Below are 14,574 nucleotides of genomic sequence, written 5' to 3' on the forward strand. Positions count from 1 at the left end.
CGCCAGGAGAAAGCCGCCGAGGAAGCCGACCAGCAGCCCTGCGCAGGCCGTGATCGCCGCTATCAAGCCCACCATGTCTCCCTTCGCCAACCACAGAGCGTGGCCGGCCCCGTGCGTCGAGTTGGTCAATTGGGAGTCTGGCCCTGTGGACAATGCCGTCAGAAGCGCATAACAGAGCCGCTTACTTGCCGTTGGGCGGACATAAGGCGGACATAGGACAGCCATTTCTCCCCGTGGGGCGAACGCGGGCTGGCGCCCCGGCGAGAGTCCGCCCTACCGTCGACCTAGATCCAGCTAGGAGGCCCGGGATGCCGGAACGACGCTCGACGTTGCTGGCGATGCTTATCGGCCGTGACGACCGCACGCTCAGCGAGGTCATCGCCCAATTCGAACGGTGCGCCCGCGAGAACGGAGAAGACGCCACGCTCAGCGTCCGGACGTTACGCCGGTGGCTGTCAGGCGACGTGCGGACAGAGCCAAGGCCGTCCCAGCGGCGGGTCGCCCGGTCTATGTGGGGCTTCCCCATGTCGGACCTGCTCGCGCCGGCCCCTCCGGAGATGCTGATATCTCCGACCACCGGCGCACCGGTGAGCAACCTCGCCGGCACGGTGGCTACGGCCAGCGGAGTTCCATCGGAAAACACTGGCGAGTACGACAGCGCCGCCAGCACCCTGGAAAGGCAGATCGCAATGGCAACTCGGCGTGCGGCACGCTTCACCACGTTCGCCGAGATCGACAATGTCGGACCAGAGGCAATAGCTCAGCTTCAGGACGACGTGGTCCATCTCGCCAACGCCTACATCCACGACCCGCTCGTCTTGATCATGGGCGATATCATCGACACTCAAGAGACGGTGTTCCAACTCCTCGAAGGCAGCCAGAAGCCGACCTTTGCTCGCGATCTCTACATGCTCGCGGGCGTCGTCTCCGGGATGATCGCCAAGGCGAGCCACGACCTCGGTCGAACACACGAGGCCATGACCCACGCCCGCACGCTTTACGTGTGCGCCGAAAACGCCGACCACCAGGGACTTCGGGCCTGGGCGCGCGGTCTTCAAAGCCTCATCGCCTACTGGGCCGGCCGACCAGTTCAAGCCGTACGGTATGCACGATCCGGCATCGACACGGCACATAACTTGCGCGGGTCGGTCGGGGCTTGGTTGCCCGCCCTGGAAGCTCGCGCCTGGGCTGCTATGTCACATGACCAAGAAGCGATAGCCGCCCTGAATGCGGCGTCCGACAGTCGCACGGCACACGAGCCGGACGATCTCGATTCCATCGGTGGCATCCTTGGCTTCCCAGCGGCCAAGCAGCACTACTACGCCGCCGGAGCGTACGTGCACCTCAACGGCAGTCAGGATCAAGCCGAGACCGCAGCGTTGGCCTCCCTGAGCATGTACGAGAACGGAAACCCGCAGGACAGGTCGTTCAGCGACGAAGCCGGAGCACGCGCCGAACTAGCCCTCGCGCGCGTACATGGCGGAGAGCTTGAGGGCGCCCGCGAAGCACTCGCACCGCTTCTTGCCCTCGCACCCGACCGTCGCATCGGAGGAATCGTGGCAAGCGCCGAACGCGTACACCAGGCACTAGGCGCCAAGCACCACGTCAGAGCGGAACGTGTCAAGGGAATGAGGCCAACGGGAGTTAAGCGGCTTGGCGTTCGGGCTGGGTTTGCAGGTCGGGCCGGTTGATCCAGACCTGGTCGGGCAGGTCGAGGATCTTGGGCAGTGGCCGGTCGGTGCCGAACCGTTCCGGGTGGGCGGTGCGGGCCGCGGCGAGGGTGTCCTCGCGGCCGGCGCGGATCTGGTGGTGGCGGCTGTGGTGGACGTCGGCGGGGGTGTGCAGGCCGATCCCGGAATGCCGGTGGGCGTGGTTGTACCAGGTCACGAACTGGGCCATGAAGGTCCGGGCGTCCGCGAGGGTCGCGAAGCGGTGCGGGAAGACCGGCGCGTATTTGAGCGTCTTGAACCAGGCCTCGCTGTACGGGTTGTCGTTCGAGGTCTTCGGCCGTGAGTGTGAGCGGGTCACTTGAAGGTCTTCGAGCAGGTCAGCCACCGATTTCGAGGTCATCGAGGTGCCCCGGTCGGCGTGGACCACGTGCGGGACGCCGTGGGCGCCGAATACCTCACGCATCATGCTCTCGGCCAGCGGACCCGATTCGCGGGCGTGCACCCGTGCGCCGACGATGTACCGGGAGTAGATGTCGATCATCACGTACGCGTCGAAGTAGACGCCCTTGACCGGTCCGGCGAGTTTCGTGATGTCCCAGCTGTAGACCTGCCGGGGTGCGTCGGCGACCAGCTCGGGACGTGTCCGGGCCGGGTGCCGGGCCTGCCGGCGCCGCTCCCGGACCTGCTCGTGCTCACGCATGATCCGGTACATGGTGGCGATCGAGCCCACGTAGACACCCTGGTCCAGCAGTGCCGCGTAGATCTGCGCCGGGGCGGCATCGACGAACTCCGGACTGTTCAACAACCGCAGCACCCGCTCGCGCTCGGCCGTAGTGAGCGCGTTCGCCGGTGCCTGCCGGGCCGGCCCGACCGGTGTCGGGCGGCGCCGGTCGCGGTCCGCGCTGGACCGGGCGATCCCGGTCAGCCGTTCCGCCTCCCGCGTCGTGATCTTCACACTGGTCAGCTGGTGGTAGGTGTCCATCAGCGCTTGCCGAGCCCGAACACGTCCGGACCGTCCGGCTCGCTCCTGGAGATGTCCTCCAAGAGCTCGCGCGCTTTTCCCATGATCGTCAACGCCGTCTCCGTCCGCGCCAGCTTCGCCTGCGCCAACTCCAGCTCCCGCCGCAGCCGGGCGATCTCGGCCTGCTCCGCCGACGGCCGCCCGACGGTCTCACCAGCGGGTTTACCCTGCAACAGCCCGGCGTCACGAGCCCGGCGCCACTCCGACATCAACGACGAGTACAAGCCCTCCCGCCGCAGGAACGCCCCGCCCTCACCGGCCTCCACGGCCTGCTCGTAGCGGGTCAGCAGGTCCAGCTTCTGTCCCGGCGTGAAGTTCCGGCGGGCCCGCGGCCCGCCCGCACGCGGTCCCTTCTTGCGACTCATGACCCCATCCTGGGCCACGACCATGTCAACAGCAGTAGTCAACGCTCTCAATCCTGAACTCGCCCTGTCCGGCGGACTTGCTATGAACCGCTGGCCTCAACTCACCCTGACAGACAGGGAGACGGTCCGCGAGGTCGGCCAGCTCGACGTGGTCACGACGGGGGGTGGGGCCGCTTCCAGCGAGCCCGATGGTGCGGCCGATGTCGAGGGCTACCTGGCAGAGCCAAAGCAAAGTCGGATGGTTATCGGATGGCTGCGTTGAGTAGCGTCGGGATGAGCATCTTGTTGGCGTGATGCCGTTCCATGAGCTGTTTGATTCGGGTGTGCCCGGCGAGGCGGATCAGGGCGAGGGCGAGGTTGCGCAGGGCGGCCATGGCGTGGGCGACGGTGCCGAGGTAGGCGTGGTGGTGGTCTTCGCCGAGCAGGACGTCGCGGATCCAGTGGATCTTGTTTTCGATTCCCCAGTGGCTGCGGACGTGAGCGGCGATCTCGGTTGCGGTGCAGGTCAGGCTGGTGATGCCGTGCAGGAGGTGTTTGCTGACGCGTTGGCCGTCGGGGGCGTAGGTGTCGCGGCGGATCCGGAAGACCTGGACCGCGCCGGGGAAGTCCACGCCGTCGGCGGGTGCGGTCCAGATGGTGCGGGTGACCCGGTGGCCGTTTCGGTGCTCGGTGTGCGTTGCGGCAGCCAGAGCGGGGACGGCTGCGGGCAGCCGGTCAGTGATCGCGGTGAGCAGGCCGGGCCGGTTGCCTTTGACGGTGAAGGCGTAACCGGCATCGCGCTTGAGTAGGTAGGTGGCGGTGTCGTGGCTGGGATGGGCGGCGTCGGCGGTGATCGTCATGCCGGTGATGTCGACCGGGTCGAGCAGGGCGGCGATCTGGGTGACTTCGGTGGTGTCGGCCGGGACCTGGACCTGGGCGATGACCACGGCGGTGTCGTGGCGCATCGCGGAGAACAGTTGCACGTCCACGCCGGTGCCGGGGCGGGTGTTGCGGACGGTCTTGCCGTCCAGGGCCAGCCCGACACCGGTGCGAACCTCGAGCAGGGTGGTCAGCCAGGCGCAGATCAGCCGGTCCAAGACCGCGGCGTCGACGGCCTCGGCCAGCCGGCGCAGGGTGTCACGGCCGGGCGGGATCCGGATGCAGGACGGGGTGCGTGCGGGCGCCCGCTGCGCCGAGCAGGGGTTGCGGGAGTTCCGCGACCCGGTCGGCGGCTTGCCGGCAATCACGTGCCCCGCACAGCAGTGCCATGGTCAGCACCGTCAGTACCGCGGTGAGAGGATGCCGCACGCCCTTGGGCTTACGCGGATCTTTGACCGGCGCGAACACCGCGGCCAGCGCGGTTACCCGGCCGAGGTCGGCCTGGCTGGCCTTGTTCATGACGACATCGGCGACCGCATGCGAGACTGGCACGAGCGGCCTTTCTGGTAGACGACGGTTGGCGTAGAGAACCGCCATCGTCTACTGAGGAAGGCCGCGTCCGTTCACCGGGTCGTCATCACCAGGAACAACGAAGATCAACTAACTTTGCTTTGGCTCTGGGCTACCTGGGGTGCCGCTACATCAGCCAGCCGAACCACGGTTATCGGACGTGCGGAGACCGGCGCCGGCGGGGTCAAAATCAGGCTATCGGCGGGTCCGCTCGTGGCGTAGGCGACATCGGCAAGCAGCCTGCGCAGGTCACGAATGAATTGTTGCGAGGGGGAGGCGGCGGGTAGGCAGAACGCAATTTCCGTCAACCGGGCCATGCCCGCAACTTAACAAAAGACGATTGGGCCGACGTACTCACATCGGCATGTGCGGGTGCCTGATCTCGTGTGGTGCCTACGGACCGTGACGGCCGGGCTGGGTGCCGAGCGCGATCGGCGGCAGATGAGGACGTCGGTCACCGTGGGTCGATGACCTCGGGAACAACGGCGCCGTGGCACAACTTCCTGTCTGCGCGTCGCAGAGTCAGGCGATCGGCAGGTCGACGCGTCGCCCCATACCGAACTCTTCAGCTTCGTCATCAGTCACCATTGCAGAGGCACCCGGCGGCACCCCCTCCAAGGTCGCGACTCGAGATGCTGCCCTCAGCAGTGTCGACTCGTCCGCACCGGCGATGAAGAAGACGTAGACGTCGCCGTACTCCTCACCGTCGTCAAACTCCTCACCTTCTTCCAGCTCTGCGAGGAAATCCTGCACCTCGTCGATCCAGTCGACTGGATGCGGCTGCCGGCCGGACTCCATTTCTTCAAGGCTCGGCAGCGGTACGTGAATCTCCACAAGAAGCGCCATGCCGACATCATCGGTTGACCGCCGCGCATTCAGCGGTAGACATGCCGTCGTCCCAACTGCCACGCGTGCGCAGAACGGGTGGTCCTCTCGTTCGTGAGGTTGTCGTCGAGCCGGACGCCGTCGTCACGCAACCGTTCGCGCTTTGCTCGCCCAGCGCACCTTGTCTGCGGCTGAACAGTGTGCGCTGACCGCAAAGGAGGGATCGGGTGGCGATGACGAGGACCGCCCGGCCACGTCGGAGAGCACGACCTAGCCTTGAGCCATGGAACACTTGGAGTTCCGCACGGTCGAGGAAGAGCTCGGTGTCGGGGTGCGGCCGACACTTGTGCCGTACCTCAGCGGTGTTTCTTTGCTCGACTTGGTGCGCAAGGCTGAGCTGCCTTTTGCCCGACGCGAGGGAAGCCGTGGCCTCGCGGGCAGTTACGCGGGCCTGCTGGGCGAGGAGGTGCGCTGGCAGAGTCGGCACTACCTCGGCAATCCAGTCCTCTCCTGGTTCGGCGACGGTGACACTGTCCTGCTCGGGTGTGGCTGCGGTGACTGGGGCTGCTGGCCGTTCACCGCGCTGGTCACGGTCGACGAGGACACGGTCACCTGGTTTGGCTACCGCACCGGACATCGCGATTGGGACTACCGCGAACTGCGTGACTTCACCTTCGATCGTCACCAGTACGAAGAGGCGTTGCGGTCGACAGCTCGCTAAGCAGGCAAAAAGGCTTCTTCACCCCGAGCTCCGCGGCGGTTCCATGAGGGACGAGTACGGCCATCGGTCACTAATTGTGACGACGTGCACCGTCCCCCGCACGCGGACGGCGGCCAGATGAGGGCGTCACGATTTCGTCCGTGTTCAGCACGGTAACTGACGAGGCGCAGGCTACTGTCGGCATCCGCCGTACCTTGATAGCCTGCTTGGCTATCGCCGCCTGGCGCTTCAGGTTCGCAACGTTCTGATTTCGTTGTTCGAAGCCCGCTTAAACCGACAATCCCAAGGTGAACCGAAATGCTCGTGACAAGCAATGGCCGGACGGTGGGCACACTACTGAGCGCGGGATTCTACAAGATTCCGCGGTTTCAGCGGCCGTATTCATGGGATCGCGCGAATGTAGAAGAGTTCTGGACCGATGTCGTCGACAGCCAAGGTGACTACTTCATCGGTTCCATGGTGGTATACGGCAGCGGTGGCACCTTCGGGCTCGTAGACGGCCAACAGCGGCTCACCACGATCACACTCCTTCTGGCAGCCGTTCGGAACAGCTTTCTTGCTTTGAACTCAGAAAAGGAGGCAAAAGGCATACAGACAATGATTGAACGCGTTGACGCGCAAGGTAATACTCGTTTCGTCCTTCAGGCAGAAACGTCTCACCCATTTCTTCAATCTCACGTCCAGTCCGTTCCAGGAGAGGCTCGGAGGGAGGCATCGACAACACCGGAGGAACGTGCAATCGAGCAGGCCTTTAACGTACTGAGCGGTAAGATTCGTTCAGCCCTGTCGGCCATTGAAGCCAATCCAGCAGAGTCGCTTGAATCCAAACCAAAGGCGAAGATAGCGCAACTCATAGCGCTGCGGGACAAGGTGCTGAGCCTGGTCGTGGTCCTAGTCGAGGTCGATAACGAAGACGACGCCACCATGATCTTCCAAACCTTGAATAGCAGGGGGAAGGACCTAGAGGTCTCCGATCTGGTAAAGTCGCACCTCCTTTCACTGCTGAAGGCCACGAACGTTGATCTAGACCAGGCTCGGGATAGGTGGAACAGTATCCTTGAGAGCTTCGCCGAAAGTTCAGCCGACCTAAGTATGAACCGCTTCCTCCTACACTCATGGCTGTCGCGCCATGACTATGTGGGAGAGAAGGAGCTCTTCAAGGCAATTAAGTCCTACGTCCGGGCTAATAACGCTCAGAATTTTCTCGACACTCTCTCCGACGAGGCGAAACTCTACCGCACGGCCCAAGAACCAAACTCTGGGGATTGGAAGAAGCCGCAACTGCCGGTCAAGTACGCTCTTGGTGCCCTCATGCTGTTTCGGATGCGCCAGCCACTACCGATGGTCTTATCCCTTCTGCGCGCATATGAGAGCGGAGCGATAAAATTGGCCATCCTTATAAAGGCAATGCGCGGCATTGAGTGCTATCACTTCATTGCAACGGCTGTGACGAATCAACCAAGCTCCGGCGGAGTAAGCAGGATGTATTCAGCGTCCGCTCGATCGTTGCTGAACGCCCGAACGCCGGACGGCCGCATCAGGGTCATTAACGAGCTCCTGGGGAAGTTGCGGGACCGGCTCCCATCGTACGCGGAGTTCGAAGCCTCATTTCTCGAGCTTCGCAGCAGTAGAATGTTCGCCAGTCAGGTTCCGCTTGTGCGGTATGCGCTGATTCGGCTCTACATTGAACAGCATGGCGGAGAGGATGCTCCCCCTGTTGACTTCAGTCAGATGACTATCGAGCACCTAGCGCCCCAAAGTTTTCGGAAGAGCGGTGTGCGCGCCGGCGACGTTGCGCGGATTGGAAACCTTACTCTTGTGAGCCAGCAGTTGAACGAGGAACTAGGCGACAAGTCCTTCGCCGCAAAGAGGCCCATCTTGGCTCGAGCTGGTGTAGAACCGGAGATTGTCGCAGAGGGAAAGTGGACGGCGCGAGAGATTGAAGCTCGTGGAAAACGACTCGCAAAGCTCGCGTTCGACAACGTTTGGACCTTCTAGAATTGGAATTCTGCTAGCATGCATCACGCGTTTGAAGGAAGGACCCGAGAAAGAAATTCGACGAGGTGCAGTCGCACGCTCAATTCGGGAGATCCGGATGGCAGCAGCCTTCCTTCGATATCTCGGTGAGGCCGACTGCCGCGCTCCGGCCAAAGGGTCCGCCCGGGTGCGAGGCGCCAGTCCCTGCGCCCGGCTGGGCGTGACGCGGCAGCCCTCGGCCAACAAGCCGATAGCCTGCCGGCCCAGCGGCCTCAGTTGTACATGGGGACGTGATGCGAGAGGGCGTTGGTCCGCCCTCGACGCTGGTTGCTGCAGATTGGAACTGGTCGTTTCGCATTCTGCTGGTCGACGGGTCGAGTCTTGCCAGGTCATCCCGCCGGTTCCGCTCAGCAATGTGTCGAACAGTGCACGATCGTCTGCGTCCTCCGCCCGGGAACCCGCCTAGAACACTCCGACGTCCACGACCACCTGTCCAGTGCGAAGGTCAGGCTCGGGTGCCCGAGACCCGTTCACCGACTTGGTGATCTACGTGATCTCGACGATGTTGGGTGGCCATCAGGGACATCCCGTCGCGGGGCTGCGATCGGCCGGCGGCCACGTCGCTTGCCGGGTCTGCTGAGGATCGACGGCTGCTCCTGCAACTGCGGCATCCGTCGCCTGCGCCTGAGCTAGCAACGCCCCGGTCAGGTCGGCACCGATGAGGCAAGCAACAGAAAGGTCGGCGTACCGCAGGTCAGCGCCACGCAAATTCGCCGCGCGCAGGTCTGCGCCATGCAGATGAGCACCCCAGAGATCGGCGCCGCGCAGATCGGCGCCCGCCAATCGGGCGCCCTCTAGCCAAGTTCCGCGCATCGACGAGCCCGGGGCGGTAAGGCCGGTCAATTCCCAGTCTTGGATGACTTCACGGTCCAGGATCACGCCGGGCCAGATCGCACCCTGTCGCGGAGCTGAACGGACGAAGTCAGCGGAGAGACGACGCCCGGCCTGCGTAGACGGCTCCGCCGGGACGGGCTGGCCCTGGATGCGAAGAGCAAGGATTCCGGCAGCGGCGAAGACCGCGACGACGAAAACCACTAGGAGTGCACGGGCAGGAACAATCGCATAGCCAGCGAACAGAATAATACCCGCGGTCAGGACGACGGCTGCAAGCAGCGCCCCGAACTGGCCCCAGAGGGTGCCGGCTGCGGCCATCGACGCGACAGTGATTACGAACCATAACCAGAGCAGGGAATCGCGGACGCGGCTGCCGGGCGGTGCCTTGGTCGCGGGCTCAGCGAGGCCGTGGTGGTCGACGCCATCTGGATCGGGTGGATCTGTTGGAGTGATCGGCGTGATTGTCGTGGTGTCTGCGGCGTGGTCGTTCGCGGGTGTCACCGTGGCGAAGGACGGGTCCGGCGGCCGGGATCCGGGAGGGTTCGCCGTCTCCGGTTCGGATGCCGGTCTGCGACGGGTCTGCCGCCTCATGGTGCTACCTCCTCAGTGGCCGCCGGGTCGGCCGGGCCGGGCTCGGTGGCCGACCGGTAAACGACCGGGTCCATGTTGATCTCGGCGCGGAACAAGCGCATGAGATCCCGGTTGTGTTGGCGTTCCTCATCGATGGATCGAGGGTCGCCGAGGCCCACGCGGCGGTACAGCGTGAACCGGCCCAGATCGACGAGGACGGCCAGGCTGGCGCCGTACTCGTGTGCGACCGCCACCGCCCCGCGGTAGGCAAGGTAGGCGATGGCGTACGGAACGAGGGCAAGCAGAAGCCAGGGCCCATGACGCCACATGAAGCCGATAGTCACCGGCGCGGCGATCAGCGCGAGTAACGAGGTGCGCAGGGCGAGTTCGAGTTGGATGCGCTGATTGGTAACGTAAGCGATCTCTCGCTCGCCGCCGACCATCGCAAGCCGCGGAACAACAGTCAGCAGGTCCAGTCCGTACTGTCGGCCGATCGAGGTCTCGTAGTGCCGCAGTACGTTACCCAGGCGTGTCGGCAAGATGTCTCGTTCTTGATCAGGGTATGAGCTGTAGGCGTGCAAAGACTCGTCCCGACGAATCTGATCTCGCAGTTTGGCAGTGGGAACGCGTGTTTGCCGCGGCACGTCCTCAGCAGTCCGGCCCGATTTGTACAGGTGTCGTTTGCGGTGCCGGTGATAGGCCACCCTGGACACGGCCAGGTGTTCAGCTGGCGCTGACGTGCCCCAATAGCCTTCGAATAGCTGAATAAGCGCAAACTGCAACGGATTCATCGTCAACGCGATCAAGAACGATGCCACACCGAGGACGGCCACATCGGCCAAGTTCACCGCGACCGCAGCGTGCCAATTGACCGATCCGGACAAGGCGCCCGTTCGGATCAGCAGATAGATGTACACGACGAAAACGGCCGCTGGTAGAGCGCTGACGACGGTAAAGTACCGGCCGATCCGGCCCGATCCGGCCCCTGCGGCGCCCAGGATGTCAGTGCTCACTTTGCGTCTTCCCAGAAGCCGCAGGCTGGGCACACCCAGCGATGGCCGCCAGCGACGAAGACGGGGGTGCCGAAGCGGCATCGATCGCAGTTTCGCCGCGCTGTCCAGAAGAACTGCTGGTCGAAGCTGCACCGCCAGCTGTCGTCATCCTGGCGGGCACCCAGAGACCAACATGCGGGACACAGCCTCGCGTCGAAGAGGTGAGTGTCATCGATGTTGCATCGCCATGTGCTGCCGGAATCGCTGGCGACGAGATGTTCGCCTAGGGGGCACCTGGTCCACAAGAACCAGCCCTGCGGGCAGTCGTCACACCGAGCGCTGTGGTCGGTCTGCCTGTCTCGCCAGCCATGACCGTAGGGACACCGGACGCTCCGGACGTCGGCGATCGGATTACCCGGGACACGCCAGCCAGGAAGTGAGAGTAGAACGACCGACAGCCACAGACGCATGACGGGCGGGCCACGGAGAGGTTTTGGCCCGTCCTGATCAGCCGATCGATGCCACGCCATGCTGGCCCCCTCGGAACCACTTCAGGCTAAGCCGTTGCCAGGGCGCAACGGAACGGCGGCGTCCATGAACGTCTTCAGGGACCAGAATCAGCGCGTCGGCCCTGACATCATTCGATTGCTGTTGATCATTCGGCCTGGCCGATCGAAGCCGGCCGCCGCGAGCGCTCCCAAGCCTCACGGCTCAGGAGTTCTTCAACATCACTTCTCGGCCGTTCCACCTACTCTCCGAGAGCCTGGCGGCGGTCAAATCGCCAGGCCCCCCGAGCGACACCGACGCCCGGCCATCTGCGCTTCGTCGGGTGACAGGATGCGTACGCGAGCCAAGTGGACGAAAAGGGCAATTCCCCCTTGTTCACGACGAGAGGCGCCGGCAGAGGCGAGCGCCGCGAAGTTCTTGCGGATGGCGGAGATGGTGAACAGCCATGGTCCAGCCGTGAAGTGTTTCGCATTCTGCGGGTCAGTTGTCGAGTCCGACGTACCGGTATAGCGAAACAACCGCATCCGGTGTCCACGGCAGTCGCCGCAGCAGCAACTCGAGCTCGGTCTCGGATGCCGCCGGCCCCAACAAATGGTCGCCCGCCTCGAACGGAAACGCCGACACCACATCTTGGAGCGCCCGCTGGCTCGCGGTCCGCAGCCGCGTCGCCCACTCACCTAGCGGACCCTCAATCAGCACAAATGCCTCTCGCTCACCCTGGTCCACGGACCTTCTCACGGCTCACAGCCTCGGGTCTGAGCGCTGAACGCGGCATGACAGTAAGCCGCCAAAGCTATTTCTTTCGTCCTAATTCCCTCTTCATAAAGCAAGAGAGTGGACCTACGTCGGATGTTTTGCAGCACGCCGATCTGGTGCTTGCGGCTGGTGTTGAAGCTTCTATTCCAGCCTGGGTGCTACGGCCGGTGTTTCGATGGCTGCCATTCTAGCTCCAGGCTCTGTATGCGTTTTTCTTACCGTGTGCAGTGAGTTTATTGCCCGAACGAGACCTTAAGCGAAATCTTTAGCGCAGTCGGCCAGCCTCCGCCTCGCGCGGTCTGCCCAACAGCGCGCGAACCGCTCGAACTCTCCGGTACTTCGATTCAATTCTATCCGGCTCGCCGCTGGCGGGTCCGGTTCGTACTCGGTCATTCACGTTCGTTCCGTTCCGCCGTCGGCCGGATCGTCGAATGGCGGCTCAAACTCATCCATATCTGAGAAAGCCGCCTCGTCCCAACTCCGGTGGCGAAACTTGCCGGGGCCCGGAAAATAGAAGTCTCGGGATTCGCGGGCCGCCGCAAACGCCTCGATGCCGGGATACGGCATCGCCAACTCTCGCTCGTCAGTCGAGTATTCGGGAACGACGGTCGTGGTCCCTAACCCCTTGTGGAACATGAATCAGCAACTTGCCTTGCATCACCCTAAATTGACCGTCTACCTCGGTTCGGACCTCATCAAAGACGAAGTTGGCCGCGCGCGTTAGCTCCACTACCAGATCACCAACCGTGCGCGTCTCGCCCTCGAATAGCGCCAGAGCGCGGCGGTACAGCGACGGATCCCATACATCAATCTCGTGGTGATACTTGCGGACGATTAGATCGTCTCCGTCAACATGGCCGATGTAAGAGAAGTACCTATAGAAGTCACCGTGGATCCTTAGGTAGTTCTTCATGGCTTTCTTGGTGCCAGGGAACGATTCCGGCCAGTATCTCGCCAAAAGCCACTCACCGGATGACCGGAGCCTACTAAACCGATCCATACTAATGCGCGGCTGAACGTCGAGCATCCAGCCTGTCCAAACGGGCCAATCATCAAAGTCAACGCGCGTGGCCCACTCGTCGACGAGTGTGGACATGTTCTGTCGCGTGATGCCGTGCTCTGTCTTGGCTTGGCCAGCCGACACCAACGCCTCGTGTTCACGCTTCATCTTGTGGAGGTATTCCGCCGAGTAGTGGGCACCTTCTTCTTTGTCGACAAACGTATGGTGCGTCGGGCATAGAAGAACGATGTTCCCATAAGAGTTGCGTTCCGACAATGGCATGTTTGGATCGGCGCGCGGTCCGTCATCAGCCTCGGAGATGATGTGCGCCTCCTCTCCGATGATTAAGCCGTGTGGAGCCGTCCCGACGTTGCCCGCCACAACTTCCTGACGGCACGCGGGCCATGCACACTGGTTGCCTGCCCGCGACCAAAGCCGCTTACGGTCCGCATCGGTCATCTTCGCCACGGGTAGAGGCTACGCGGCGGGTACGTAACGCGGCGCGATCAACATCGGACTGAGATTAAGAGGACGGCTGACGCTGCCGATGCGGTTGCTTGTTGTGCGGACCGAGGTCAGGCATTGGCCCCGAGACGCAACCAAGAGCAGCCACTACGCCCGACAAGCCCTCACGGAAACCTGAAACGGACCTCCTGCTGGGGCACTAGACCCGTGCGGCAAGGCCGACCCCTCACCCGGAAGAGGACAGAGGTGCGGGGCAGCGTGCCAGTACCGCCGCCGAGCAGGCGATCGAGAAGGCGCCGAAGAGGCAGCCTCAGCCAAGGTCATCAGCCTTCGCCATTTGTCACCTCCCGGGATCGACCTATTGGATCAAGCCAATATCAGAAGCGGAAGTCATCGGGTTCGCGTACCGAGAAAGATCGAATCGCGGCTACCATCAAGATCGCTTATCCGGACCGCGGCGCGGCCGTGAGCTAATTGCACCGACCAGATACAATGGCTCGCCCTGCGAATGAATGGATCTCCATGCCAAGCAACACGGTCAAAGTGGCCATGGTTACCACTGCCGGAGTCATCATCGTTGCGGCGATTACCGGCGGCTTCATATACCTTGGACAGAAGGAAGATGTCGCGAAGGCCAAGCCCCAGGTCACGGCCTCCGCGACATCGAGCGCTGCGCCTGCGGGCGGCCAGCCCGCCAGTGGTGGCACCTTGGAGCTAGTACTTCCCGGAAACGGCATATTGCCCTGGACCCACTACTTTGAGGTCCAAGTAAAGAACGTGTCGAAGCAGCCATTCGACGAGGTTCAGGTGGGTGTACACAACAAGCAAGACAAACGCGACAATTGGAACTTTTACAATTGCAATGCCACGTCAATGCCGACAGAATTTCTGTGCCCGGAAGTCGTCGCAGGCGATTACAAGGACCCCAAGTCCAAGGGGCCATGGGTGATCGCTGCTGTCGTTGTTGACCCTGACGGAAAGAAAATCATCACCGACAATAGGCCCGCCCTTGCTGCACCTAACCTCCTGGATAGGTTCGGTTCCACCGTCAAAGCCTCTGGCGCCCGGGACGCGCGGCGTGAATAGGGCTCATTATGCCACGACACCCTAAGAGGGCATCTGATCCTCTAAAGGCTTGAGATTCACAGCGATACGCCAATGGTCACAAAAGCTAACGCCCCGCGGTGCCGGAGAGAGTTGTGACGCTCCGGGGCGCACCCTTGCACCCGCTGGGCCGGGCCAGGTCGACCCGGACCTGCTGATCGTGTGGATCAGCCGCCATGTCGCCTCGGACGCGTTGCCGCTCCGCAATACCGTCATCGCGTTCCGGCTCGACGGGCCCCGGCTCGGACAGCTGTGGCTCGTCCTGGAACGTTCCGGCGT

At 63.1% G+C, this 14,574-nt stretch carries 13 protein-coding genes; 4 read left to right on the forward strand and 9 right to left on the reverse strand.

Features of this window, described 5'->3' with window-relative positions; translation table 11 throughout:
• Positions 1 to 338: 338 nt before the first annotated feature.
• On the forward strand, positions 339 to 1,691 hold the full coding sequence (locus tag C8E87_RS13060; protein ID WP_498371094.1) for an NsdA family TPR-like regulatory protein: 1,353 nt from the start codon (positions 339 to 341) through the stop codon (positions 1,689 to 1,691).
• On the opposite strand, the gene C8E87_RS13065 is transcribed toward C8E87_RS13060, so the two are convergent.
• From C8E87_RS13065 to C8E87_RS13080, 4 genes are all read right to left on the reverse strand, one after another.
• Positions 1,645 to 3,080, reverse strand: a protein-coding gene (locus C8E87_RS13065; protein ID WP_438866173.1) for an IS3 family transposase whose coding sequence is annotated in 2 segments (ribosomal slippage) — positions 1,645 to 2,723 and positions 2,723 to 3,080 — 1,437 coding nt in all. Because the reading frame shifts where the segments join, the coding sequence is not laid out codon by codon here. The two genes, C8E87_RS13060 and C8E87_RS13065, sit on opposite strands and share 47 nt — an antisense overlap.
• Positions 3,081 to 3,298: 218 nt before the next feature.
• Positions 3,299 to 4,282: an ISAs1 family transposase gene (locus C8E87_RS13070; RefSeq protein ID WP_133873351.1), complete on the reverse strand. Its 984-nt coding sequence runs from the start codon at positions 4,280 to 4,282 to the stop codon at positions 3,299 to 3,301.
• Complete coding sequence (locus C8E87_RS13075) at positions 4,173 to 4,511, reverse strand: transposase family protein (protein WP_133873352.1); 339 nt, start codon at positions 4,509 to 4,511, stop codon at positions 4,173 to 4,175. Before C8E87_RS13075 ends, C8E87_RS13070 begins: the two co-directional genes overlap by 110 nt.
• A 495-nt stretch (positions 4,512 to 5,006) precedes the next feature.
• The gene (locus C8E87_RS13080) at positions 5,007 to 5,330 is read right to left on the reverse strand and encodes a hypothetical protein (RefSeq protein ID WP_133873353.1); all 324 of its coding nucleotides are present in this window, start codon (positions 5,328 to 5,330) and stop codon (positions 5,007 to 5,009) included.
• Between the two features lie 262 nt (positions 5,331 to 5,592).
• Here C8E87_RS13080 and C8E87_RS13085 point away from each other — a divergent pair, with 262 nt between their 5' ends.
• Together C8E87_RS13085 and C8E87_RS13090 are read left to right on the forward strand one after the other, a co-directional pair.
• Entirely contained in the window at positions 5,593 to 6,030 is a 438-nt protein-coding gene (locus C8E87_RS13085) for a hypothetical protein (protein WP_133873354.1), read from the forward strand.
• 297 nt (positions 6,031 to 6,327) lie between these two features.
• Positions 6,328 to 8,028 (forward strand): DUF262 domain-containing protein, encoded by a 1,701-nt coding sequence (locus C8E87_RS13090; RefSeq protein ID WP_133873355.1) that lies wholly within the window; start codon positions 6,328 to 6,330, stop codon positions 8,026 to 8,028.
• A 555-nt stretch (positions 8,029 to 8,583) separates the two neighbouring features.
• Here C8E87_RS13090 and C8E87_RS13095 read toward each other — a convergent pair.
• The 5 genes from C8E87_RS13095 to C8E87_RS13115 form a co-directional block, all read right to left on the reverse strand.
• A complete protein-coding gene (locus C8E87_RS13095; RefSeq protein ID WP_203721013.1) occupies positions 8,584 to 9,492 on the reverse strand; it encodes a pentapeptide repeat-containing protein in 909 nt (302 codons plus the stop codon).
• Positions 9,489 to 10,484, reverse strand: a complete 996-nt coding sequence (locus C8E87_RS13100; protein ID WP_133873356.1) for a hypothetical protein — start codon at positions 10,482 to 10,484, stop codon at positions 9,489 to 9,491. The genes C8E87_RS13095 and C8E87_RS13100 overlap by 4 nt, the downstream gene beginning before the upstream one ends.
• 966 nt (positions 10,485 to 11,450) lie before the next feature.
• On the reverse strand, positions 11,451 to 11,696 hold the full coding sequence (locus C8E87_RS13105; RefSeq protein ID WP_133873357.1) for a hypothetical protein: 246 nt from the start codon (positions 11,694 to 11,696) through the stop codon (positions 11,451 to 11,453).
• 423 nt (positions 11,697 to 12,119) lie between these two features.
• The gene (locus tag C8E87_RS13110) at positions 12,120 to 12,299 is read right to left on the reverse strand and encodes a hypothetical protein (RefSeq protein ID WP_133873358.1); all 180 of its coding nucleotides are present in this window, start codon (positions 12,297 to 12,299) and stop codon (positions 12,120 to 12,122) included.
• Positions 12,300 to 12,309: 10 nt separating this feature from the next.
• The gene (locus C8E87_RS13115; RefSeq protein WP_133873359.1) at positions 12,310 to 13,194 is read right to left on the reverse strand and encodes a hypothetical protein; all 885 of its coding nucleotides are present in this window, start codon (positions 13,192 to 13,194) and stop codon (positions 12,310 to 12,312) included.
• A 519-nt stretch (positions 13,195 to 13,713) separates the two neighbouring features.
• Here C8E87_RS13115 and C8E87_RS13120 point away from each other — a divergent pair.
• Positions 13,714 to 14,277 carry a hypothetical protein gene (locus tag C8E87_RS13120; RefSeq protein WP_133873360.1) on the forward strand — a complete coding sequence of 188 codons (564 nt, stop codon included), beginning with the start codon at positions 13,714 to 13,716 and terminating at the stop codon, positions 14,275 to 14,277.
• Positions 14,278 to 14,574: the final 297 nt, after the last annotated feature.

The sequence above is a fragment of the Paractinoplanes brasiliensis genome, from assembly GCF_004362215.1.
Taxonomy (GTDB): domain Bacteria; phylum Actinomycetota; class Actinomycetes; order Mycobacteriales; family Micromonosporaceae; genus Actinoplanes; species Actinoplanes brasiliensis.